This window comes from Turicibacter sp. H121, assembly GCF_001543345.1.
Taxonomy (GTDB): domain Bacteria; phylum Bacillota_I; class Bacilli_A; order MOL361; family Turicibacteraceae; genus Turicibacter; species Turicibacter bilis.
Genome location: NZ_CP013476.1, coordinates 100,811 through 126,014, shown reverse-complemented (window position 1 = coordinate 126,014; position 25,204 = coordinate 100,811). Strand labels below are relative to the sequence as shown.

Below are 25,204 nucleotides of genomic sequence, written 5' to 3'. Positions count from 1 at the left end.
AGCTATTAGAAGATGATTGAGAAGATATTTTAGATAATTATCGAGAGCAAATTTCTTAGATGTTAGCTGAAGGAACTATGGAAGATCAAATTTTACAACGTTTAAGTTCACCTAAAGACGTGACTAAAGAAGCTAAACAAGCACTTGGATATGATTCAAAGTTCAATTTTAATCAAGAACAAGTGATTAATCATGTCAAAAAAGGAGTTAATGCAGCTATTAATTAATTGAATGAGGCTAAGAGAAGTAATGGGAAGCCGACCTTAGAACAAGTTCTTTTTATCACCTTGAGTGCAATATTTTTAATAGTAGCTTTTTCAGTAGATTGAGCTGGTTTAGGATTCATTGTTGGGGGGAATGAAGCTTTTACCGTATCATTTTTATTGATTCACTTTACGTGGTCATTATTTTTTTGCTGTTGAGTATTAGTATATTATTGGTTAATACCCAAATTACACTTTTCTATGGACTATATGTCCTTGGACGCTACTTCATCCGTCATTTTAAATACATAGGGGGGAGATTTCATGAAAAAGTATTTAATCTATTCAATTGTGTTAGCGGTGATTCTTTTTGTTGGAAGTTTAATCACTTTGATGATTTATGAGGTCACGAAATTGCCAGATAGTTTGAATCGTATAATCACAGAAGTAGAGGAGTTTACAAATCATGAATTCCAATTAGATTTCAATAAGAAGTTCACTTCAAATTTAACGTATGAGACCGGCTTAGATGGTCAATCTATTTATGAAAGTCAATATTTTTGGCAAGGTATTCAGTTAGATATTGAGGCAGATTTAGTGAATGCAGATGTTACGGTGCAAAAAACAGATGGCGATCACATAGAAGTAGCGATTGAGACGAAGGTTCCTGAGCGTTATCGAATTGATTTTGATGGAAGAGAACTACAAATCAAAGAGAAAAAACAAGTTAGATTTTGGTTGTTTGGGTGGAATAATTATCAGAAAGCACAAGTAGTCATTAAAGTACCGACAGAATCAGTAGATGTGAACCTAGAAACAATCAACGGTGATGTAATGATTGAGTTATCAGGGATAGATTTAGCAGCCTCAACAGTAAACGGTGATGTAACCATTTCTCACTCAGCATTTACTCAAGCAAACCTTTCGGTAGTAAATGGAGAGATTTTTGTAACCGATAGTAATGTTAGTAATGTTTTATGTTTACAGACTGTCAATGGAAGCTTAGACGTTGAACGTGTCAAGGCTGACCGATTTATTGCTGAAACGGTGAAGGGTGATTTCTTATTATCAGATATCTCAGGTCGTGGGTTATCTACTTCAACGGTCAATGGCGACTTTAGTGGGTATAATATCTACCTGAGTGAGATTGCGGTTGACAAATTAAATGGAAGCTTTAAGTTAGTAAATGAAGATTCAACCTATCAAATTCAATCGCTAAAACTTTCAGGGCTACAGAAAAATCATGAAATTCAAGCAAATATTTTAAATATCAGTTATAATTAAAGATGAATCATTAAGAGCAATATAGGAGTGGATTATATGCGTGAAAATTATTTAAGTTGGGATGAATACTTTATGGGAATAGCATTACTTTCAGCCATGAGAAGTAAAGATCCTCAAACACAAGTAGGTGCATGTATTGTTAATGAAGATAATCGCATTGTTGGGATTGGTTACAATGGATTTCCACACGGATGTTCAGATGTTGAATTCCCATGGGAACGTGAAGGTGAGTTTCTAGAAACTAAATATCCCTATGTGGTTCACGCAGAACAAAATGCAATTTTAAATAGTACAACTCGTTTAAAAAAATGCCGATTATATGTCTCATTATTCCCGTGTCATGAATGCGCAAAATATATTATTCAATCTGGAATTGAGGAAATTATTTATATGAGTGATAAGTATGCGCATACTGATAGCACCCTTGCTTCAAAGCGAATGCTAGATGCAGCGGGAGTGAAGTACCGTCAAATGAAAGAAGTTAAAATTACTGTTGAAACAGAAATGAAATAATTTTTTAAAAGCATGATTTTGATGCCACTAGAAAACTAGTGGCTATTTTTTTATTAGTCATTGAATAAGGTACGATTAATAAAGGTTATGGAAATTAATCTAAAAAAGAATGGCATAATAAAGGGGATATTGACTAATGAAATTAGAGCTTTACTCATCTTTTTATGACCGATTAAAAGGTAAACTTAATTTTTCACCGTATGATAGCAGTTTCAATGATTAAAGTGCAATGATAGAATCATGAATCGTCACTGCATTATTTAAGAAGGATATTGATAAAACATACAGTTGAAAAAAAGTTAATAATTAAGATATAGAAAAGAGCAAATGAATGGTATCAGCTTAGCTGTGAATTCATATTTATCATGATTATCCTTATAAAATAAGATGGGGGGAAGGTGTAGATAGATACTTTGTTTGTATAAGAGTTGAAATCTGAGGTTGTAAGATAAAGTGTGTAAACTCTTAGAATAGTTACCATAATAAGTTAACTAATTTCGAAGGAGTTTATCATTTATGACAAGAAAAGCTGCAATGAATCAATTATTTAACCTCATTCAAGATGAATATGAAATTAAATCTGCTGGTGATATTGAAGCTGCCTTATTAGATATGTTTGGTAGCTTTATCGAACAAGCACTTGAAGCAGAATTAGACCAACACTTAGGTTACAGTCGATATGATTTTCGTAATAAATCAACTTCAAATGCAAGAAATGGACGTAAACCCAAAACGATTCAGACACGACTCGGAGAAACAACAGTGCAGGCTCCAAGAGATCGTGAGGGGTCATTTCAACCTCAAATTGTTCCTAAGCGTCAAACGAATGTGATTGGAATTGAAGATAAGATTCTATCTCTTTATGCTAAGGGATTATCGACACGTGATATCTCTAAAACGTTAGAAGAAATTTATGGATTCGAAACCTCTCATGAAACCATTTCCGCTGTGACTGATAAAGTCATCCCACTCATTCAGGAGTGGCAACAGAGACCTTTGGATGCGGTGTATCCTATCATCTACTTAGATGCTCTTCATGTCAAAGTGCGTGATGGAATAAGTGCTTCGAATAAGGCTGTTTACTGCATCATAGGAGTATCTTTGGAGGGCCGTAAAGACATCTTAAGTCTCTCTATTGGTGAAGCAGAGAGCGCCTCTTATTGGATGAGTTTGTTAGATGAACTAAAAGCGCGTGGAGTGCAAGATATTTGTATCGCTTGTGTCGATGGTTTAAGTGGTTTTAAACAAGCCATTCAAGCTGTTTTTCCTCATGCCTTAGTTCAACGTTGTTTAGTTCATTTAATCCGTCAATCAACAAAATTTGTTTCTTATCAAGATAGAAAATCATTCTGTTATGACTTGAAACAAATCTATCAAGCCATCAATCAACCGGCAGCAGAACAAGCCTTTAAGACCTTTAAGGATAAATGGAATCCACTGATACCTTTAGCAGTTAGGGTTTGGGAAAATAACATCGAAGAAGTTTATCAACTCTTTCATTTTCCGAAAGAAATACGAAAAATGATTTATACAACAAACGCTATTGAGAGCTATAATAGTCAATTAAGAAAAGTTCTGAAAAATAAAGGAGCTTTCCCAAATGAAACATCTGTGATGAAATTAATCTATCTACAAACCATGGAATTCACTAAGAAGTGGCAACGTCAAATCTCAAACTGGAGTCAAATATTAAATCAATTATTAATCTTATATCCAGATCGTTTAACACCCTACCTATAAATTTTAAAAATAGTTTACACACTTAACTTGACAGGCTCTGAAATCTAAATAGAATGTGTACCAAACCCATTTTAAGAATCAGAAAGAGGTGATTATTTATTCCAAAAATAGTAAAATAGACTTATGTATTGATGTTCTTTTTATCAAAAGAATAAGGAGAGATGAAAAAGTATTAAGAAGTGCTTTCCACAATAGGGAAATATTATATACAAAAATAGAATTGTTTGTTATAATGTTAAAATGTCAAAATAAAACGAATACTAAAGGAGTAGTGAGATAAATGTGGCTTGTTTTAGCGATTGTCGCTGTGACGATTATCGTCGATCAATTAACTAAATTTTTAGTTGTGAAATACATGACCCTAGGTCAATCTATTTCAGTGATTGATAACTTTTTATATATCACCTCTCACCGAAATGAAGGTGCAGCATGGGGAATCTTACAAGGGAAAATGATTTTCTTTTATGTTGTGACATTAGTGGTCATTGGTTTGGTTATCTTATGGATTAGAAAATTAGATATAAAAAAAGAAAAGTTGCTAGTGATTGCCTTATCATTAATTTTAGGTGGTGCATTAGGAAACTTCATTGACCGCGTGATGTATCAACATGTCGTTGACTTCATTAATACGTATATTTTTGGTTACGATTTCCCGATTTTTAATATTGCAGATAGTGCCCTATGTATTGGGGTATTCTTAATGGCGGTGGATGCCATTTTAGATATTAAACGTCACTCACAATCATAGATTTAAAAGCTTCATTTATTCCTACACCAGTGTATCGACATAAAGAAATAAAATTGCAACAAGATAAGTAGTAAATGCTTAAATAGTTTTCTGCTTTGTGAAAGGATGGGCGTTTATGGAACAAGAAACAGTCTTAGTACCAGAAGAATTAGTAGGTGTGCGTTTAGATAAAGTGTTAAGTGAATTATTTAGCGATTTATCACGTTCATATATTCAACAATTAATTAAAGATCAACAAGTTTTAATTAATGGAAAAAATGAAAAAGCAAATTATAAATGTCGTTTAAACGATCAAATCGATATTACTATTCCAGAACCAGAAGCATTAGATGTTGTTCCTGAAGAAATGGATTTAGACATTGTTCATGAAGATGATTATGTGATTGTTGTCAATAAACCATCTGGAATGGTCGTACATCCAGCACCAGGTAGCATGAGTGGAACATTAGTTAACGGTTTAATGGCTCAAGCTAAAAATTTATCTGGAATTAATGGCGTATTACGTCCTGGAATTGTCCATCGTATTGATAAAGATACATCAGGATTATTAATGGTAGCTAAAAATGATTTAGCTCATGAATCGTTAGTGAATCAATTAGTGGAAAAAACAGTGACTCGTCGTTATATTGCCCTTGTACATGGTGTTATTCCTCATGATAATGGAACGATTGATGCACCAATTGGTCGTGATCCAAAAGATCGTAAGAAAATGACAGTTATTGAAGGTGGAAAACATGCAGTCACTCACTTTAAAGTGTTAAGACGTTTTAAAGATTTTACCTTAATTGAATGTCGTCTTGAAACAGGGCGTACACATCAAATTCGTGTCCATATGAAATACATTGGATATCCATTAGCGGGTGATCCACAATATGGTCCACGCAAAACAATTGGTGGGGAGCATGGTCAATTTTTACATGCAGCAATTTTAGGATTTGATCATCCAAAGACCGGGGAGTATTTAGAATTCTCAACGCCACTTCCTTCATATTTTGAGGAGGCACTTGAGAGTCTTGAAAATTTAGGATAGGTATAGGTGATTTAAACATGAGCAATCAAGGTGTGATGAAAGAAATACGAATTGATATTCAAAGTGAGCTTGCCATGAATATTATTAATTATCTCATAGTTGAGGAAAATTACGTTTATGTAGGTAATGAACGAGATATTTGGTTAGAAAACTTATCTCATCCAACTGTTCAATTGATTTATATCAATCAACGTAATCTCTTTAATGAACATCAAGCCACTCAATTCTTTAATCAGGTAGATGCTGTTCGTTCACGTGTTCGTCGTCGATACTTAATGGGAAGATTAAATGTCATTATCCTTAATTTAGACCAATATAGTTCACGTTTTCTAGAGTCTCATCGTAAGTATCTTAAGATTGTTCATGTTAATCAGCCGAGTGATTTAAAACAAGATGTGGAATTACAACAGTTATTCCCACATTTAAAAGAAGCACAGTTAGAACGTTCAATGATTGAGTTAATCCCTCTCATGCAACAAGCCACGAAAGAAAAAGCAATGAAGGTAAAAAAAATGCTAATGTTTCAAAATAAATCATTTATTACATACGGATTTATTGTGTGTTTAATTGCTATTTTTGCTTTTTTACAGTTTAAACCGATTAATGAATGGTTTGCTGCTGTTGCGATTGATTATGGTGCTAAGTATAATCCACTCATTTTAGCAGGACAGTATTATCGTTTAATAACACCGGCTTTTTTACATTTAGATTTAATGCATTTATTGTTTAATCTTGTCTTTATTTATCAATTTGGAAGAATGGTTGAGCATGTATTTGGATGGTGGCGAATGTTAGTTATCATCATTGGATCTGCGATTTTTGGAAATTTATGCAGCTATGCCTTTATTGATGGATTATCCATTGGAGCTTCAACCGTTGCCTATGGCTTGCTTGGAGCGCTATTGTTTCTTGGAATCGAAAGTCGTAAAATGTTTATGCATTTTGTTCGAACTCTTGTGCTACCGATTTTATTATTCTCAGTCATATGGATATTTTTAGAACCTAATATTGATTTTTATGGACATTTGGGAGGCTTTTTAGGAGGGTTCTTAATTGCAAGTATTACCGGATTACCCAAACATAAATATTACTTATCGCGTACGATATTAGCAGGTGCCACTATTCTTGTCTTGTTAGTAGGATTATTTAATCGTGGTGCTGCAATTACTAAACAAACAGACTATACGCTGTATAATAGAGCTATGATTGCTTATTATTATCAAACGGATCAACTTGAAAAAGCTGAACAATTTATAGAAACTCTTCAGTTAGATTTTAATGAACTATTTAAAAAATAATTTTAAAAGAGCTCAACTTGATGTGAGCTCTTTTTATATGTGCCCGTATTTACCGCCCTTTGTCAACAATATAAAAAGACTGTACTAATTAAAAAGTAGTATAACAAAAAGTACCTTATCGTATAGGCTTTTTTCGTGGTCTATATCATAAGGTACTTTTTAATTAGATTAGTCTATATAGGAATAGAAATATATTTTATACCAAGATATCCTATAGTCTTGTTAAAAGTTTTTATGTTTTGGAAAACTGATTGGGATTTATATATTTTTATTTTAAGATTTTATTCGTATTTGCAAAGTGCCATTTAGTTAATTCTTTGAGTTTTTCTGGTCCAAATTGTTGAACAAAACGACGTCCAGCTACATCAACTGGATTTCCAGCTCCTTTTGGTAAATCAAAGTTTAACTTTTTACTCATGATATTCATATATTTAACAAATGATGCACGAGCCAAAATTGAAGCAGCAGCGACTGCAACATGAACTGACTCTCCTTTTTGGATAAAATGGAGATTTTCTTTAATAATTGTTGGTTGTTTGGGTAATGCTTTTAAATAGTCAAAATATTTTCTTTCGTTCACGAATTCATCCATAATCAAATATGAGGGATAGTGAGGAAGTGAGGTTGTTAATTTAATTAGCGCCTGATTATGTAAGAACGCTTTAATCGAGTTAGCATTCATTCCTCTGTCAATCATTGTATTATATTTTTCATTTGGAAGAATGAGGACTTGATGAGCAATAAGGGGTTCGATTTGTTCGGCCAGATGACAAATTTCTGGATCTTTTAATGCTTTAGAATCTTTAATTCCCATCGCTTGTAATTTAGAAATTAATTCTTCTGGGACATAAGCACAACAAACAACAAGTGGACCAAAGTAATCACCGGTTCCAACTTCATCACAACCGATGGCACTTAAACTTGCGATATTCGCTGGAAGTTTTGAGCTGGATGTTTTAGCTTTAGTACTCGCTGCTTGAGGGGGCGTTTGCCACTTTTGAGCCTCTACCTCAGGTGCTTTTCCTTGAAAGACAACCTTTTTACTTAAATAAGCTGTGATGGTACAATGCGTCGTTTTCGCCTGGAATAATGTATGATTTGGGACTTTAATAATTTGATTTGTATAGTGTTGATACATTTTTTCTAACATTTGTTGAGAGACTGTAAGTGTAATTGTTGAAGCCATCTCGTCACCAACCCTTCTTCATGATATTATGATTTTAACAGAAAATAAAAAAATTTCCTATTATAAATGAGAGAATAACGGTTGGATTTTTATAGGTTCATACTTTTATGGTCGGAATGAAAATTTGACGTGGCTTGATCTTGAAATAGTGTTGAAGTGTGAAAAATATAAGAAATTGTCTCTATTTGTTGAGAGTCATTTGTTTTATGATAGAACGTCTTGTGTCTTGAGAAGAATACTAGGTTTTTAGAGTGTTTTGTGTTAAAATATTAAAGATAAAATTTTTGCATTTTTTAGGCAGTTGGAGTGAGATTAATGAAACAGGCCATTCAAATATTAGAATTTAATAAAATTAAACAAACGGTAGATTCATTATGTGCTTGTTCACTCGGACAAAAGCGAGTGGAGTATTTAAGTCCATCCATTGATGAGAAACAAGTGGAGTATTCGTTAAATCAGTCGGATGAAGCGTTAAAAATTATTTTAGCCTTGGGTGAAGCCCCATTAGGTGGGGTCACAGACATTACAGAAGCCATTAAACGAGCTAAAATTTCTGCAATGTTAAGTGCTCAAGAATTATTAGGGATTAGCCGTTTATTATACGCGGTTTCACAATTAAAAACTTTTTCAGAACGTTTAAATGAAATTAAAGTAGACGTGCCAATTTTCTCGTCTCAAGTGAATAGTTTAGTCTCATTAAATAGTTTACAGACAGCAATTAATGATTGTATTGATGAAACTGGGTACATCTTAGATAGTGCTTCATCTGAATTAAGAAATATTCGTCGTTCGATTCAAAGTACGGAAGCCCGTATTAAAGAAAAATTAAATCACGTTGTCTCAGAACGTCGTAATAAATTAACAGATGGGATTGTTACGATCCGAAATGAACGTTATGTTGTACCTGTTCGTGCTGAAGCTAAAAATACATTTGGTGGAACCGTTCATGATCAATCCTCATCAGGAAATACTTATTTTATTGAACCAAAAGAAGTTGTTGATTTAAATAATAAATTACAAGAGTATCACGTGGAAGAGCGCCGTGAAATTGAACGTATTTTACGCGCTTTAACGGAAGAAGTGAAAAAATTCGTTGACGCGTTGGCTGTTAACGTAGAGGTGTTAGGTGAAATCGACTTCATGTTTGCCAAAGGAAAATATGCACGTTTGATTAATGGAACACGTCCAAAAATGAATACAAAAGGAATCATCCGTTTAGTTGCCGCACGCCATCCACTCATTGATCAAAAAGTCGTTGTTCCTAATGATATTGAATTAGGAGATGAATATACAACGATTGTGATTACAGGTCCAAATACAGGAGGAAAAACTGTTACCTTAAAAACGGTTGGTTTATTAACTTTAATGGCACAAGCTGGACTTTTAATTCCAGCTCATGAAACATCACAATTAGCAATCTTTGATCATGTATTTGCTGATATTGGTGATGAGCAAAGCATTGAACAAAGTTTATCAACTTTCTCATCACATATGACAAATATTGTTCGAATCATGGAACGTTTAACGGTGAATAGCTTAATTTTATTTGATGAGTTAGGGGCAGGGACCGATCCAAAAGAAGGAGCTTCTTTAGCTATTTCTATTTTAGATTATGTGAAGGTTCGTGGTGCAAGAACTATTGCGACTTCTCATTATCCGGAGTTAAAAGCTTATGCGTATGAAAATGATGATGTCATTAATGCGTCAGTGGAGTTTAATATTGAAACATTATCGCCAACCTATCGTTTATTAGTTGGGGTACCAGGTCGTTCAAACGCGTTTGAAATTTCAAAACGTTTAGGGTTAAAAGAAGCGATTTTAACAACAGCTCATGCGTACGTTGAAACAGAACGTACGGAAATGACTGATTTAATTACGAAATTAGAAGATCGTGGTTTAGAATTAGATCATGAAATTCAATTATTACAAAAACAAAATCAAGAAGTAGAAGCGATGCGTCTTGATTATGAACGTAAGATTGCAAAGTTTGAAGCTGAACGAGAACGTGTCTTAGAAGAGATTAAAAAGGAAGCTTTTGAAAATATCCGTCAGGCAAAAGAAGAGGCAGAACAAATTGTAGCGGATTTACGTCAAGCAAAGAAAATGGCTGACTTAAGTATTAAAGATCATGAACTAACAGAAAAACTAACGTCGCTTAAAAAATCAGAAGCCAAACAAGCAGAGCAGTTTAAACGTAAAGCACGTAATAAGGCTCCACTAAAAGCAGGAGATGAAGTCATGGTACTTTCATTAAATCGTCAAGGAGAACTCATTGAGAAAACAAAAAATGGTGACTGGATGGTTCAACTTGGAATGATGAAAGTAAACATTAAAGAAGACGATTTAGAATATTTACGTAAATCAGTGAAGAAAAAAGATTCAGGCAAAGGTAAAATGATTCATAAACGTAACACAAATGTTGGCATTCAATTAGATTTACGCGGTGAACGCTACGAGGATGCAATGTTACGTTTAGATAAATATATGGATGAAGTATTGTTAGCCGGCTATCAAACCGTGACAATCATCCATGGTCATGGAACGGGAGCTCTTCGCCAAGGGGTTCATAAATATTTAAAGAAAAACAAACATGTTGCTTCATTTAGATTCGGTGGTGCTGGTGAAGGTGGTACAGGAGCAACTGTGGTTGAGTTAAAATAATAATTAAAGACATAGGGTACCCTATGTCTTTTTTCGTACCAGATTATGAAGTTACTTTATAAAATAATCCAAAAATTTCCTATAAATACTTGAGGTTTATGTTAAAAAGTGGTATATTACATTTAGACAAGAAAAATCGTATAGAGGTAGCGGTGCATCAGAGTATTATCTGGAGTCGGCAGACAGTGAAAGATAGGAAAGGTAATCATCGCCGAAAGCTAGCATTGGCAGATGCCTAGCTTGGGGTTGCAGGGAATACCTGTAACACTCCTTCAGAAATGAAGAGGAGCTATTAATCAAGCGGACTTTAAAAAGGTAAGTCGTGTTTAATAGCACGACTTTTTTTGTTGAAGAAAATCAAAAGGGGAGAAAAATTGATATGAAAAAATTTATTGGAGTTTTAGCATTAGGTTCGTTGTTAGTTGGGTGTGGAGCAAACGGAACAAATTCAGAGGATCAATTTATTGTAGGAATGGAGTGTAATTATGCTCCATTTAACTGGCAAACAGATAAGGAAACGGAAACAGCTGTTTCAATTGGTGGAGCGGGATTATGTGATGGTTATGATATACGAGTGGCCTCACAAATTGCAGATACGCTGGGGAAAGAATTAGTCGTTAAAAAATTAGATTGGGATGGATTACAGCCAGCACTTCAATCAGGGGAAATTCATGCCATTATTGCAGGGATGACAGCGAATGAAGAGCGTGAACAAGGAATTGACTTTACAACACCATACTTTGAATCTGAAATGGTCATGATAGTTAAAAAAGATGGAAACTATGTGGATGCCACTTCAATTAATGACTTTAGTGGAGCTAATGTCATCGGACAAATGAATACAAATTATGATGAAATCATTGATCAAATCAAAGATGTTAATCATTTAACGCCACGTTCAAGCTATCCTGAATTAGTTCAAACATTATTAGCAGGAGAGTCTGATGGAATCACAGCTGAATTACCAGTTGCCGAAGGAGTTGTCCAAGCGAATCCAAGTTTAACAATTATTCATTTTGCTGATGGGGAAGGATTTGATGTAGATACATCTGTATCAATTGGGTTAAAAGAAGGAAGCCGCGGATCAGATTTCTTTAATAACGTACAAGCTGCTTTAGATCAAATTTCTGAAGCGACACGTCAGGAATGGATGAATGCTGCACGCGAAACAGCGCCAACAGGAGAGTAAGAGGGTGTTTATGATGTTTCAAGTTGATTTTTTTGAGAAAGCTTTTGATTTATTTACAAATAATTTTAATTTATTTTGGTATGGGATTAAAATTACATTATTATTAGCCTTATTGGGAACAATATTTGGATTAGTTATTGGTCTTGTTTTAGGAGGGATTCGTGCCATTGCCATCGAACCTCGTGATTCGATGGGAGTTAAGGCTATAAAAAAAGTATTACATTGGATTGTGGGGTTGTATGTGTGGTTCTTTAGAGGAACGCCGATGATGGTGCAAGCAATGTTTTTATATTATGCCTTAAGACCTGTCCTTGGGTGGGATGCGATGACAGCAGGGATTGTAATTATTTCTGTGAATACGGGTGCTTATATGGCGGAGATTATTCGTTCTGGGATTCAATCCATTGATAAGGGGCAAATTGAAGCTGCACGTAGTATTGGAATGACGAGCTCGCAAACCATGAGGTACATTATTTTACCACAGGCCATCAAAAATTCATTCCCATCTATCGGAAATGAATTTATCGTTAATATCAAAGATAGTTCGATGCTAAATGTCATTGGGGTGATTGAAGTTTTCTTTCAATCACGATCAGTAGCTGGTAGTGCGATGTTATATTCAGAAACATTTTTTATTACTTGTTTGATTTATTTAGTGTTGACAACGATTACGGCGCAAATTTTGCGATTTATTGAGAAAAGAATGAATCTGCCTAAAACATCTTTTCCAGCGTCACAAACTGTACCTAATATGCTTGACTAAGGAGGATCATAGTGGAAGCGAATCATATTATTGAAATCCATCGTTTGAAAAAACATTTTGGGAATTTAGAAGTTTTAAATAACATTGAGTTTCATGTAAAAAAAGGAGAAGTTATTACAATTATTGGATCAAGTGGAAGCGGAAAATCAACCCTTTTACGTTGTATTAATTTATTAGAGAATCCAGATAGTGGAGAAATTTTATATCATGGAAAAGATATTTTAAAGGGAAATATTAATATTAATCATCATCGAACAAAAGTGGGAATGGTATTTCAAAGCTTTAATTTATTTCAAAACAAGACGGTTTTGGAAAATTGTATGATTGGTCAAACTAAAATTTTAAAACGAAGTAAAGAAGAAGCGAAAGAAAAAGCGATGTTTTATTTAAAAAAAGTTGGAATGGAGTAATTTGCAAACTGTAGTAGTGCACAACTATCAGGAGGACAAAAGCAACGTGTTGCCATTGCGCGAGCCCTTTGTATGGATCCAGAAGTGTTATTGTTTGATGAACCAACTAGTGCACTCGATCCAGAGATGGTTGGTGGTATCTTAGATGTCATGAAACAGTTAGCGGATGAAGGATTAACGATGATTGTGGTAACACATGAAATGGGGTTTGCAAAAGAGGTTAGTGATCGTGTGGTCTTTATGGATAAAGGGGTTATTGCTGAAGAAGGCACACCTGAGCAAATCTTCATCAATCCAACGCAAGAGCGTACAAAAGAATTCTTACATCGTTATTTATCTAAGAGCCTTTAGGAGAGTTATTCAGTTCATATTTTTTAATGACAGTTATGATGAAACGATCTATAAAATTCATGTTTTTGAAAATTTTAGTTCATGCTCTTGTGGATACATTCTGATAAATGTGAGATAATATGGGGGAAAGTGCAAATTATTTGTAATTTCATGGAAATGTGCTATACTAAAGTATAGAAAAAGGGTATAAAAGGAGGAATGAACATGTCAGTCATTCATGCAACAGAAGAATCATTTGCTCAAGAAATCGCAAGTGGATTAGTATTAGTTGACTTCTATGCTGATTGGTGTGGACCATGTAAAATGATTGCACCAGTTTTAGATGAATTAGCAACAGAGTTAGAAGGAACAGCAAAAATTGTTAAAGTAAACGTAGATAACTGTCCAGCAGTTGCAGCTGAATATAAAGTAATGTCAATTCCAACATTAATTTTATTCAAAGATGGACAAGCAGTTCAACAAACAGTAGGTTTCCAACCTAAAGCCTCATTATTATCATTAATTGAAGCAAATAAATAATGAAATTTTAAAAAGAGGGTACACTATGCATTGTACCTTCTTTTGTTTTATTATCAGCCATCGTCTATCTCGAAAACGTCTGATTTGAGTTTGTATAATAAAGATAAAAAACAAAAAAATTAGCACTATAGTGTTGACAGTGCTAATAGAGTTTTATATAATGGTATTAGCACTTAGGGTTAATGAGTGCTAAAAGAGGTGTTTACATTGCTAACAGAACGTCAAATATTAGTTTTAAAGGCAATTGTAGAAGAGTTCATACAAACTGCACAACCAGTTGGTTCGCGAATCCTTTCTAAAAAAGAGGAATTAAACTTCTCTGCTGCAACCATTCGTAATGATATGGCAGATTTAGAGGATTTGGGATTTATTGAAAAAACTCATACATCGAGTGGTCGCGTGCCAAGTCAAAAAGGCTATCGCTATTATGTAGATTTCATCGTAAATCAAGAACCGATGGAGACAACACCAGAAGTAGGAATATTTAGACAATTGTTAGATCAAAAACAATTTGAACGTGAAACAACGATTAAAGAAGCTGTGAAGCTCTTATCGAGTTTGACTAACTACACATCGATTTTACTTGGACCTTCTAGAGATTATAGTCGAGTGAAAAAAATTCAACTTGTTCCAATCTCAGAACGTCAAGCGGTGTTTGTTTTGATTACAGATCAAGGCCATGTAGAAAGTCGAACAATTACTCTTCCAACTAATATTGATATGACTAGAATGGAAAGCATTATCAAAGCACTCAATGAGTTATTAGTAGGAGAATACATTGGACATGTTCATGAAAAATTGACAGAAAGTTTTGAACATCAATTACATGATTTTATTTCTTATAAAGAAGAAATTATGTATGCGATGCTACAACTTTTAACCCAGTCATTAAATCAACAAAATTATATTTTGAGTGGGAAGTCAAATATTTTAAAACAACCTGAATTTAACGATTTAGATAAAGCGTATCATTTATTTAATATGATTGAAGCTGATGAAATTGTTAAAGTAATAGAAGCCGAGGAAGACGGCCATCAATTAACGGTTAAAATTGGACAAGAGAATGAGATTAAAGCGATGGAGAATTGTACGCTAATTACAGTTCCTTATCAGATTAGTGATCATGAATTTGGTAAAATTGCGGTACTAGGTCCGACCCGAATGGAGTATCGTAAAATTATTCCACTTCTTGAACAAGTTGCTCGAATCATGTCTGATTTATATAAATAGGAGGTGGGACGATTGAATAAGGATGCCCAATCAGTTGAGGAATTAAATGAAGAAAATGTGGAAGCTGTAGAATCAACGTGCTGCCAAGAAGAGTGTGAAGCAACAGAAACAGCTGAAACAATCTCTGAAACTGAAAGTTTAAAGCAGCAAATTGAAGAGTTAAAAGATCAATTGCTACGTAATGCGGCAGAGCTTGAAAACTTCAAGCGTCGTATGAATGAAGAACGTGCACGTGAAGTAAAGTATCGTTCGCAATCAATTGTAACAAATATTATTCCAGCAATTGATAACTTCGAACGTGCATTATCAAGTACGGTTGAAGATGAAAATACCAAAACATTTTTAACAGGATTTAAAATGATCCATGCTCAATTAGTAGATGCTCTTAAACAAGAAGGAGTAGAAGTAATCGAAGCAGAGGGTGTCGCTTTTGATCCAACAGTACACCAAGCAGTGATGCAAGAAGCTGTAGAAGGTGTAGAATCAGGAATGGTATTACAAGAGTTACAAAAAGGATATAAGCTAAAGGATCGTGTGATCCGACCATCAATGGTAAAAGTTAGCGAATAATATAGATTAAGGAGGATGAATCTCTATGGGTAAAATTATCGGTATCGACTTAGGAACAACAAACTCATGTGTTTCTGTAATGGAAGGTGGAGAGGCAAAGGTTATTGCTAATCCAGAAGGAGCTCGTACAACACCATCTGTTGTTTCATTTAAAGGTGAAGAACGTCAAGTTGGTGATGTGGCTAAACGTCAGGCAATTACGAACCCAAATACAATTATGTCAATCAAACGTCATATGGGAACAAACCACAAAGTGACAGTTGAAGGGAAAGAATATACACCACAAGAAATTTCAGCAATTATTTTACAAAACTTAAAAGCGACTGCTGAAGCTTACTTAGGTGAACCAGTAACAGAAGCTGTTATTACGGTACCTGCTTACTTTAATGATGCTGAGCGTCAAGCGACAAAAGATGCTGGACGTATCGCTGGTTTAGATGTAAAACGTATTATTAATGAGCCAACTGCGGCTGCATTAGCATACGGATTAGATAAAACGGATAAAGAACAAATTATCTTAGTATATGATTTAGGTGGAGGAACATTCGACGTATCTATCTTAGATTTAGCAGATGGAACATTCGAAGTATTAGCTACAGCAGGAGATAACCGCTTAGGTGGAGATGACTTCGACCAAGTGATTATTGATTGGTTAGTTAAAGAGTTCAAATCAGAAACTGGTGTTGATTTATCAGCAGATAAAATGGCAATGCAACGTTTAAAAGATGCAGCTGAAAAAGCGAAAAAAGACTTATCAGGGGTAACTTCAGTCCAAATTTCATTACCATTTATCTCAATGAATGCCACAGGTCCTTTACACTTAGAAAAAACATTATCTCGTGCACAATTTGATGCGATGACTGCACCATTAGTAGAACGTACAATGGGACCAGTTCGTCAAGCATTAAAAGATGCAAAAATGACAGCTAATGACTTAGATCAAGTATTATTAGTTGGTGGATCAACTCGTATCCCAGCAGTTCAAGCAGCGATTAAAAATGAATTAGGAAAAGAACCTAATAAAGGAGTAAACCCAGATGAAGTAGTAGCAATGGGTGCTGCAATTCAAGGTGGAGTGTTACAAGGTGACGTTAAAGACATCTTATTATTAGACGTAACTCCATTATCATTAGGTATCGAAACAATGGGACAAGTTATGACAGTATTAATCCCTCGTAACACAACAATCCCAACTTCAAAATCACAAGTATTCTCAACTGCAGCAGATAACCAACCAGCAGTAGATATTCATGTTTTACAAGGTGAACGTCCAATGGCAAGCGATAATAAAACATTAGGACGCTTCCAATTAGGAGATATCCCACCAGCACCACGCGGAATCCCTCAAATCGAAGTAACATTCGATATCGATGCAAATGGTATTGTAAATGTTAAGGCAAAAGATTTAGGAACACAAAAAGAGCAACGTATCACAATCACTTCAGGATCAGGATTAACTGACGAAGAAATCGATCGCATGGTACGTGAAGCTGAAGAAAATGCAGATGCAGATGCTAAACGCAAAGAGCAAGCAGAACTTCGCAATGAAGCAGAACAATTAATCTTCGCAGCTAAAAAATCAGTGACTGAATTAGGGGATGAAGTAACTGCAGAAGAAAAAGCAAATGTTGAATCTGGTGTTGAAGCATTAGAAAAAGCATTAAGCGAAGGAAATGTAGATGAAATTAAAGCGAAAAAAGAAGAACTTGAAAAAGTGGCTCAAGAATTAGCAGTTAAAGTTTATTCAAAAGCAGCTGAAGCTGGGCAAGCCGCTCAAGGTGGAGCAGAATCAGGTGACGATTCAGTAGTAGACGCTGAATATAAAGAAGTATAATAAAAAAGTAAAAAGTCAAAGTCTACTATGACTTTGACTTTTTTTATGGTATAGTTAGGAAAGTAAAAGAAGGAGGGTAAAAAGGCATGGCAAAACGTGATTATTATGAAGTCCTTGGGGTTTCAAAATCAGCAAGTGATATCGAAATCAAACGTGCTTATCGTAAATTAGCGAAACAATACCATCCCGATGTTTCAACAGAGGAAAATGCAGAAGAGAAATTTAAAGAAGTTCAAGAAGCTTATGATGTGTTAAGTGATGAACAAAAACGTGCTGCATATGATCAGTTTGGACATGCAGGAGCAGAAGGCTTTGGTGGACAAGGTGGATTTGGTGGCTTTGGAGGCTTCGGCGGTGCCGGAGGATTTGAAGACATTGGTGATATTTTTGAAAGTATGTTCGGCGGAGGATTTGGTGGCTTTGGCGGAGGTGCCAGTCGTCGTAATCCAAATGCTCCACAACGCGGAAATGATTTACAACAAGCCATTACTATTTCATTTGAAGAGGCAGCCTTTGGAACAACGAAAGAAATTTCAGTTAATCGTGAAGAAGAGTGTACGAAATGTGGTGGAAGTGGTGCGCGTTCGAAAGATGATGTGGAAACATGTTCACGTTGTAGTGGAAGCGGTCGCGTAACTGAAGTTCAAAATACGATTTTAGGTCGCGTGCAAACACAAACTGTTTGTCCAGATTGTCATGGAGCTGGTAAGAAAATTAAACATAAGTGTGATGCTTGTCATGGTCGTGGAACAGTTAATAAAACAAAAACAATTGAAGTCAAAGTTCCTGCAGGAATTGATGATGGACAACAAATCCGCTTAAGTGGACAAGGTGAAGCGGGACGTAATGGTGGTCCAAGTGGTGATTTATATGTCGCATTCCGTGTTTTACCACATGATTTCTTCATCCGTGATGGATACGATTTACGTTGTGAAATTCCAATTTCATTCTCTCAAGCGGCATTAGGAGCAGAAGTTGAAGTTCCAACGTTAAATGGTAAAGTAGCGTTGAAGATTCCGGAAGGAACTCAATCAGGGACTGAGTTTAGAGTTCGTAATAAAGGAATTAAGTACATTAACCGCGAAATGACGGGAGACTTATACGTTAAAGTTAAATTAGTCGTACCTAAAAAACTTAACCATCGTCAACGTGAATTATTACATGAATTTGATCAATTAGAAGATAAATCAGGATCAATTTGGGATAAGTTAAAAAAAGCTTTTAAATAATAATAAGGGTTGTGAGTTTTGTTCTCACAACCTTTTTTATACTAAAGATTTATAAATTTACAGAATTAAACAAAGAGACATAATTTTATGTTTGATTGATTTTGTGTTATAATTAGAAAATGAGAAAAAATAGCTATCGAGTCGAGAATTGTTATTTGATTGTTATAACAACTTGAATGGATAGTACGATAATTTAAAATGAGGTGACCATATGAACTGGTTAGAACTAAGTTTTCATACAACTCATGAGGCATTTGATTTAGTTAGCAATATTTTTATTGAAGCTGGTTCAAAGGGAGTACTAGTAGAAGACTCAAATACATTAACAGAAGCTCATGAAGATCATTTTGGTGAGATTTATCGCTTAAATCCTGATGACTATCCAACAACAGGTGTGGTTATTAAAGGTTACTTAGCGGTCACATCAGATATTGAAAATCAATTAGAGTTTGTAAGAACGCAATTATTAAATTTAAAACTGGATCATTATGACCATAATAAATTGGAGATTAAAATGTTAGATGAAGAAGATTGGGCGAATAGTTGGAAAAAGCATTATAACCCAATCGAAATCACTAAGACATTAGTCATTAAGCCATGTTGGTTAGAGCCAACAACGGATCCATCGGTCGTTGAAATTATGTTAGATCCAGGAATGGCCTTTGGTTCGGGAACACACGAAACCACACAACTTTGTCTAGAATTAATCGAAAAATATGTGAATTCTCAACAAGTTGTGGTCGATGTTGGGACAGGGTCAGGAATTTTGGCAATTGCAGCGTCAAAACTTGGGGCGAAGTCAGTTTATGCCGTCGACTTAGATGCGATGGCTGTGATTCGTGCGAAAGAAAATATTGAAATGAATCATTGTCAAAATATTTTAGTTGAAAAAAATAATTTAATTGATGGAGTAGGTGCTTTAGGGCAACAACCAACCTTAATGGTAGCTAATATTTTAGCCCCTATTATCATTAATATGTTAAGCGATGTTGAAAAAGTATTACCGGTTGGTAAAACATTTATCTGTTCAGGAATTGTCGATCATGAAAAAGACGCAGTGGTACAAGCATTAAATGCTCATCATTTTACAGTAACTGAAGTAAAAGAGAAGAATGGATGGGTTGCTATTGTGGCAATCTATAATGGTTGCAAGTAGTAATTGTAAATAGAGAATAATCAGTCATTGGAGGCAATGGAATGCAACGCTATTTTTTAAACAATACTCAATTTCAAGGGGATGGTGCCATTATTACGGGTGATGATGCGCATCATATGTCACGTGTCATGCGTATGGAGCCAGGTGATCAAATTATTGTATGTAATGAAGATAAAGCGTGTCACTTTGCAACCATTAAGCAAATGAATGGACAAGAGATTGAAGTTACATTAGACTCTGTAATTGAAGCACAAACAGAGCTTCCAATTGAAGTGACAATTGCACATGGGTTACCAAAAGGTGATAAATTTGAATGGGTCATTCAAAAGGCAACGGAATGTGGGGCTAGTGAGTTTATTCCACTTAATATGGAACGTTCAGTTGTAAAGTTAGATGCGAAAAAAGCGAGTAAGAAAGTAGAACGTTGGAATAAGATTGCCAAAGAAGCAGCAGAGCAATCGCATCGACAAATGGTTCCGACAGTTACTGATGTTTATACATTTAAGCAATTATTAGATCGAGCTTCACAATATGATGTTTGTTTATTTGCCTATGAAGAAACAGCAAAACAAGGGCAGTTAGCGCAGTTAAAGCAATCACTAAGGGAGATTCAAACGAATGGTAAGATGCTAGTAGTGGTTGGGCCTGAAGGTGGAATTAGTGAAAAAGAAGAGACATTATTACTACAATCAGGATTTAAACCTTGTGCGTTAGGGCCACGTATTTTAAGGACGGAAACGGCACCGATTTATATTTTAAGTGCCATTTCGTACGCATTAGAATTATAAAAGACAACAAGAGTATGGAAAGGATTGATTTTGATGCCAACTGTAGCATTTCATACCCTGGGATGTAAGGTAAATCATTACGAAACAGAAGCGGTATGGGAATTATTTAAAAACGAAGGTTATGAGAAAGTAGACTTTAAAGAAGTAGCAGATGTATATATCATTAATACATGTACAGTGACAAATACGGGAGATAAAAAGAGTCGTCAAGTGATTCGACGTGCGATTCGTCGTAATCCAGAAGCCGTGATGTGTGTGATGGGATGTTATGCGCAAACGAAACCAAAAGAGATTATGGATATTGATGGGGTGGATATTGTCATCGGGACACATGGTCGTGATCAAATTCCAGCCTTAGTACAAAAATATCGTGAAGAGCGTCAACCTATTTCACAAATTCAAAATGTCTTTAAAGTGGATGGATTTGAGACTTTAAATGTCACACAATTCTCAGACCGTACACGTGCCACATTAAAAATCCAAGATGGATGTAATAATTTCTGTACATACTGTATCATTCCATGGGCACGTGGAACTGTTCGTTCACAAAAACCAGAAGTCGTGATAGAACAAGTTAAACAATTAGTTGAACATGGACATTGTGAAGTGGTTTTAACAGGGATTCACACAGCTGCCTATGGAGAAGATTTAGAAGATTATAGCTTCGGTAAGTTATTACAAGACTTAATTGAGATTGAAGGATTAAAACGTATCCGTATTTCATCGATTGAGGCATCAGAAGTAACAGATGATGTCATTGCAGCGATGAAGAAATCGGATAAAATTGTGAATCATTTACATATGCCAATTCAAGCGGGTTCAGATACGATTTTAAAAGGGATGAAACGTCCATATACGTTAGCTGAGTTTGAACAAAAAGTGACTGAATTACGTGAGTTATTTGATAACTTAGCCATTACAACAGACGTGATCGTTGGATTCCCTGGTGAAACAGAAGAATTATTTAATGAAACATTAGAAACAATTAAACGTATTGGATTCTCTGAGTTACACGTCTTCCCTTATTCAGTGCGTAATGGAACACCAGCTGCACGTATGGAAAACCAAGTGCCTGAACTTATTAAGTCAATGCGTGTGAATCAATTATTAGCATTAAGTGAGCAATTAGCTAAAGAGTATGCAAGTTCATGTGAAGGGAAAGTGTTACAAGTCATTCCGGAAGAAGTCTCTCATACAAATGAAGGGTACTTAGTTGGGCATGCTAGTAACTATGTGAAAGTTGAGTTTAAAGGGACACCTGATCTTATTGGAGAGGTTGTACCAGTTAAAGTTGTGAAAGCAGATTATCCAATCTGTCAAGGGGAAATGGTTAAGTAACAGTGAATGAGAGGCGATGGCATGGATATTAAGTTATTATTTGATGTAGATTTTGATTTGACAGTGACGGGAATCGCAACTGATAACCGTCTTGTTCAACCAGGTGATTTATTTGTCTGTATTAAGGGGTATACAGTTGATGGTCATCGCTTTGCAAAACAGGCAGAAGTTGCGGGAGCAGTGGCCATTGTTTGTGAGCAATTGATTGAAAATATTGGGGTTCCACAAATCATTGTGGCAGATACAAAAGCTGAGTTACCTCGTTTAGCTCATTTAATCTTTAATAAACCGACTGAAAAGTTAAATTTATTTGGGTTAACAGGAACAAATGGTAAAACAACGACGGCGTATATTTTAGAACATTTACTAGGTGGATTTGAGGGACATGTTGGTTACATTGGAACGAATGGAATTCGTTATGGTGAGGTATTTATAGAACCGAGAAATACCACTCCTGAACCATTAAGCTTACAACAAACGTTTAACAACATGGTTGAAGCCGGTGTTCAAAATGTAGCGATTGAAGTTTCATCACATGCATTAGAACTTCACCGCGTGGATTATTGTCGCTTTAAAGTTGCATTATTTACGAATTTAACACCCGAACACTTAGACTTCCACCCAACAATGGAAGAATATTTTGAAGCAAAATATAAATTATTTACGATGTTAACGCCGGATGGTTATGGAATTGTGAATCTTGATGACGAATATGGGATTCAACTAGTGAATCGACTTAAAGCGGCTCAGCAACGTTTCTATACGTATGCCATTGAAAAGGATGCTGATTTTAGAGCGTTAGATGTGAGGATGACAACATCTGGGACGGCCTTTACTTTGAAATCACCAGTAGGTCAGTACGAAGTGAAAACACCATTACTTGGAACATTTAATGTGCATAATGCATTAGGGGCTATGGCTTCCGCTTATGCAGCGGGAATGCCAATGGAACAAATCGTCTCATTGATTGCAAAATTATCGCCTGTTGATGGTCGTATGGAGATTATTAATGAGGGACAGGATTTTACAGTTATTGTGGATTATGCTCATACACCTGATGGGGTAGAGAAGGTTTTAGAATTTGTGAATGATATTAAACAAAGTTCTGTTAAAGTCGTGATCGGTTGTCCAGGTGACCGTGATCGTACAAAACGTCCCGTGATTGCAAAATTATCTGTTGATTATGCGGATGATGTCATTTTTACAACGGATGACCCTCATTCAGAAGACCCAGTCGATATCTTAAATGAAATGACACAAGGAATGGAAGAGAGTCATTATGAAGTCATTGTTGATCGTATTAAAGCAATTGAAGCAGCGATTAATAAAGCTCAGAAAAATGATATTGTCTTAATTGCAGGTCGTGGTCATGAAAAGGTTCAATATTGGAAAAGTGGAAATATTGAATTAGATGATCGTGAAGTAGCAAAAGAAATTTTACGTAAAAAACTTCAAATTGGATAAAAAAAGTGTTCCTCAATCGAGGAACACTTTTTTTAATGCTTTTTCTGACGTAATTTTTTCTTGAATTTTTTAAATTGTGGGAGTAGTTTGGTCCAAGCGAAATAACCGATTGGATCGATCACGTAATCAAATTCCCCAATGAATTCAGTAAAGTCTCCGCCAAATCCCTTTTTAAAACGATATAGACCGTATAGTGGGTCAGACTCGTCCGTTTTTCCACTGATTCCAAAGAAGTCATAGATTTCATAGCCAGCTTTTTTAGCTTCCGTGAAGGCTTGCCACTGAATATAATAGTTAGGCATGAATTCACGATACACATTATCACTTGCTCCGTATAAGTACCATGACTTGTTACCAAAGTAAGTCGCGATAATTCCTGACATTGTGATACCAGTAGGATGCTCTTCGTATAATTTTTGAAGCTCTTCTTTTTGTTGCGTTAAGTTTTTTAATTTATTTGCCTCAGGTTCTAATTTGTTTTGAAGTTTTTGGCGCTTTTTCTCATTTAACTCTTTATTTTGAAGTTGAGCTTGTAAATTAGAAATTGATTGTTCGGTTTGCGCTAATTCTTCTTCGATATTTGCTAAGGCCTGTTTTGTATTTAATTTAGCTAAGTAAAGTTTACACATTTCATTTGGTGCCAAAGTGTCATACATATCTTCAAAATAAGAGAGAGGGCGTGTTAAGAACCCATCGCGTTCACCAGTGACACGCATAATCGCTTCAAATGTTTTTAAATCTTCACGATTTCCTTCAACAATTTCAATTCCTTTTTTCTGAGCGACCTTAATGTTATAGCGTGTTTTAGAATGGCATCCTTGTAATAAGTCTTTTTCTGAAGGGGTTAAATCTAAACGGAATGTATAACGAGGTTGAATGCTAGAATCAAAGTCTTGAGTGAATCCAAGGTGACGATAGCCTAAGTTCGTTAAAGTTTGAAGAAGTTCATTATTTGGGGCAGCACCTTCAACTTTCTCCCCATCAACTGTACGATCAACATATTTAATATCTGGATCAATTTTGATAAAGATCGCTTTTTTAGATTTGGCATATTGACGCATCGCTTCTGTGAATGTTTGGAGTAGTTGAGGATCATTAAAGTCAATAATATATCCGCGTGGGACATATAAGAAAGGACGTTTGATAATCGGAAGGAAGCGAATCAGAACGAGCGCTCCTGCAACTAAGTTTCCATCTTTATCTTCTAATCCGACGGTATCGAATGACCAGTCAGGTGATTTTGATTTGAAGACTCCCCATTCGTAGCTTTGTAAAAAGTGATTTTTTTGATGGCTGGCAGCGAAAGTATTAAAACGTTCTGCTGATAAATTGGTCACAAATTTCATAAAACTCCACCTTTAAGTTCTTGTTTATCAATAATATTATTATCGTTTATTATTATAACATAAAATCATTTTAATGAATTTATTTTGTTTTGTTTACAGAACACGATATATGTTGTATAATATTACTGTTAATCGTAGCGAAGCGGAAGGAGGGTTAGTGGTGGCTAAAACTGTAGTTCGAAAAAACGAATCATTAGATGATGCATTACGTCGTTTTAAGAGAGAAGTATCTAAAGTAGGTACCCTTACTGAAGCTCGTAAACGTGAATATTACGTTAAACCGAGTATCAAACGTAAACAAAAATCTGAAGCAGCTCGTAAAACAGCTAGCAAACGTAACAAATACTAATTTTT

22 protein-coding genes, 1 pseudogene and 1 riboswitch are annotated in these 25,204 nt (G+C 35.2%); of the genes and pseudogenes, 21 read left to right on the top strand and 2 right to left on the bottom strand.

Features of this window, described 5'->3' with window-relative positions; translation table 11 throughout:
* Positions 1-59: 59 nt before the first annotated feature.
* The 7 genes from AT726_RS12780 (at position 60) to AT726_RS00525 (ending at position 6,816) form a co-directional block, all read left to right on the top strand.
* Positions 60-227 carry a hypothetical protein gene (locus AT726_RS12780; RefSeq protein ID WP_156343911.1) on the top strand — a complete coding sequence of 56 codons (168 nt, stop codon included), beginning with the start codon at positions 60-62 and terminating at the stop codon, positions 225-227.
* Between the two features lie 300 nt (positions 228-527).
* On the top strand, positions 528-1,487 hold the full coding sequence (locus tag AT726_RS00550; protein ID WP_055243173.1) for a DUF4097 family beta strand repeat-containing protein: 960 nt from the start codon (positions 528-530) through the stop codon (positions 1,485-1,487).
* Positions 1,488-1,523: 36 nt separating this feature from the next.
* Positions 1,524-2,000, top strand: a complete 477-nt coding sequence (locus tag AT726_RS00545; protein WP_055243172.1) for a deoxycytidylate deaminase — start codon at positions 1,524-1,526, stop codon at positions 1,998-2,000.
* Positions 2,001-2,516: 516 nt separating this feature from the next.
* Entirely contained in the window at positions 2,517-3,740 is a 1,224-nt protein-coding gene (locus AT726_RS00540; protein WP_201023060.1) for an IS256 family transposase, read from the top strand.
* 280 nt (positions 3,741-4,020) lie between these two features.
* Positions 4,021-4,488: a signal peptidase II gene (gene lspA, locus AT726_RS00535; RefSeq protein WP_055243171.1), complete on the top strand. Its 468-nt coding sequence runs from the start codon at positions 4,021-4,023 to the stop codon at positions 4,486-4,488.
* A 115-nt stretch (positions 4,489-4,603) separates the two neighbouring features.
* Positions 4,604-5,518 carry an RluA family pseudouridine synthase gene (locus tag AT726_RS00530; RefSeq protein WP_055243170.1) on the top strand — a complete coding sequence of 305 codons (915 nt, stop codon included), beginning with the start codon at positions 4,604-4,606 and terminating at the stop codon, positions 5,516-5,518.
* 17 nt (positions 5,519-5,535) lie between these two features.
* Positions 5,536-6,816, top strand: coding sequence for a rhomboid family intramembrane serine protease (locus tag AT726_RS00525; protein ID WP_055275026.1), 1,281 nt, complete (start codon positions 5,536-5,538; stop codon positions 6,814-6,816).
* 268 nt (positions 6,817-7,084) lie between these two features.
* On the opposite strand, the gene rnhC is transcribed toward AT726_RS00525, so the two are convergent.
* Positions 7,085-8,002 carry a ribonuclease HIII gene (rnhC, locus tag AT726_RS00520; protein WP_068758800.1) on the bottom strand — a complete coding sequence of 306 codons (918 nt, stop codon included), beginning with the start codon at positions 8,000-8,002 and terminating at the stop codon, positions 7,085-7,087.
* A 315-nt stretch (positions 8,003-8,317) separates the two neighbouring features.
* On the opposite strand from rnhC, the gene AT726_RS00515 reads away from it, so the two are divergent.
* The 13 genes and pseudogenes from AT726_RS00515 (at position 8,318) to AT726_RS00455 (ending at position 23,504) form a co-directional block, all read left to right on the top strand.
* The gene (locus AT726_RS00515) at positions 8,318-10,663 is read left to right on the top strand and encodes an endonuclease MutS2 (protein ID WP_068758799.1); all 2,346 of its coding nucleotides are present in this window, start codon (positions 8,318-8,320) and stop codon (positions 10,661-10,663) included.
* Between the two features lie 133 nt (positions 10,664-10,796).
* Positions 10,797-10,963: riboswitch (Lysine riboswitch) on the top strand.
* Between the two features lie 79 nt (positions 10,964-11,042).
* Positions 11,043-11,852, top strand: coding sequence for a transporter substrate-binding domain-containing protein (locus AT726_RS00510; protein WP_068758798.1), 810 nt, complete (start codon positions 11,043-11,045; stop codon positions 11,850-11,852).
* Between the two features lie 13 nt (positions 11,853-11,865).
* The gene (locus tag AT726_RS00505; protein ID WP_068759744.1) at positions 11,866-12,615 is read left to right on the top strand and encodes an amino acid ABC transporter permease; all 750 of its coding nucleotides are present in this window, start codon (positions 11,866-11,868) and stop codon (positions 12,613-12,615) included.
* Between the two features lie 5 nt (positions 12,616-12,620).
* Positions 12,621-13,376 (top strand): annotated as a pseudogene (locus AT726_RS00500) (amino acid ABC transporter ATP-binding protein).
* Positions 13,377-13,580: 204 nt separating this feature from the next.
* Positions 13,581-13,895: a thioredoxin gene (gene trxA, locus AT726_RS00495; protein WP_055244841.1), complete on the top strand. Its 315-nt coding sequence runs from the start codon at positions 13,581-13,583 to the stop codon at positions 13,893-13,895.
* A 207-nt stretch (positions 13,896-14,102) separates the two neighbouring features.
* Positions 14,103-15,125 carry a heat-inducible transcriptional repressor HrcA gene (hrcA, locus tag AT726_RS00490; protein WP_068758797.1) on the top strand — a complete coding sequence of 341 codons (1,023 nt, stop codon included), beginning with the start codon at positions 14,103-14,105 and terminating at the stop codon, positions 15,123-15,125.
* Positions 15,126-15,137: 12 nt separating this feature from the next.
* A complete protein-coding gene (gene grpE, locus AT726_RS00485) occupies positions 15,138-15,695 on the top strand; it encodes a nucleotide exchange factor GrpE (protein ID WP_068758796.1) in 558 nt (185 codons plus the stop codon).
* A gap of 25 nt (positions 15,696-15,720) precedes the next feature.
* Complete coding sequence (gene dnaK, locus AT726_RS00480; protein WP_055244835.1) at positions 15,721-17,529, top strand: molecular chaperone DnaK; 1,809 nt, start codon at positions 15,721-15,723, stop codon at positions 17,527-17,529.
* Positions 17,530-17,615: 86 nt separating this feature from the next.
* Complete coding sequence (gene dnaJ / locus AT726_RS00475) at positions 17,616-18,758, top strand: molecular chaperone DnaJ (protein ID WP_055244834.1); 1,143 nt, start codon at positions 17,616-17,618, stop codon at positions 18,756-18,758.
* A 211-nt stretch (positions 18,759-18,969) separates the two neighbouring features.
* Positions 18,970-19,914, top strand: coding sequence for a 50S ribosomal protein L11 methyltransferase (gene prmA, locus AT726_RS00470; protein WP_055277445.1), 945 nt, complete (start codon positions 18,970-18,972; stop codon positions 19,912-19,914).
* Between the two features lie 41 nt (positions 19,915-19,955).
* Positions 19,956-20,702 (top strand): 16S rRNA (uracil(1498)-N(3))-methyltransferase, encoded by a 747-nt coding sequence (locus tag AT726_RS00465; RefSeq protein ID WP_055277443.1) that lies wholly within the window; start codon positions 19,956-19,958, stop codon positions 20,700-20,702.
* A gap of 33 nt (positions 20,703-20,735) precedes the next feature.
* The gene (gene mtaB / locus AT726_RS00460; protein ID WP_055244828.1) at positions 20,736-22,040 is read left to right on the top strand and encodes a tRNA (N(6)-L-threonylcarbamoyladenosine(37)-C(2))-methylthiotransferase MtaB; all 1,305 of its coding nucleotides are present in this window, start codon (positions 20,736-20,738) and stop codon (positions 22,038-22,040) included.
* Between the two features lie 21 nt (positions 22,041-22,061).
* A complete protein-coding gene (locus tag AT726_RS00455; protein WP_068758795.1) occupies positions 22,062-23,504 on the top strand; it encodes a UDP-N-acetylmuramoyl-L-alanyl-D-glutamate--2,6-diaminopimelate ligase in 1,443 nt (480 codons plus the stop codon).
* Positions 23,505-23,536: 32 nt separating this feature from the next.
* Here the strand turns inward: AT726_RS00455 and AT726_RS00450 are convergent, their stop codons facing one another.
* On the bottom strand, positions 23,537-24,850 hold the full coding sequence (locus tag AT726_RS00450; RefSeq protein WP_068758794.1) for a lipid II:glycine glycyltransferase FemX: 1,314 nt from the start codon (positions 24,848-24,850) through the stop codon (positions 23,537-23,539).
* A gap of 160 nt (positions 24,851-25,010) precedes the next feature.
* Here AT726_RS00450 and rpsU point away from each other — a divergent pair, with 160 nt between their 5' ends.
* Positions 25,011-25,199, top strand: a complete 189-nt coding sequence (gene rpsU / locus AT726_RS00445) for a 30S ribosomal protein S21 (RefSeq protein WP_055244821.1) — start codon at positions 25,011-25,013, stop codon at positions 25,197-25,199.
* Positions 25,200-25,204: the final 5 nt, after the last annotated feature.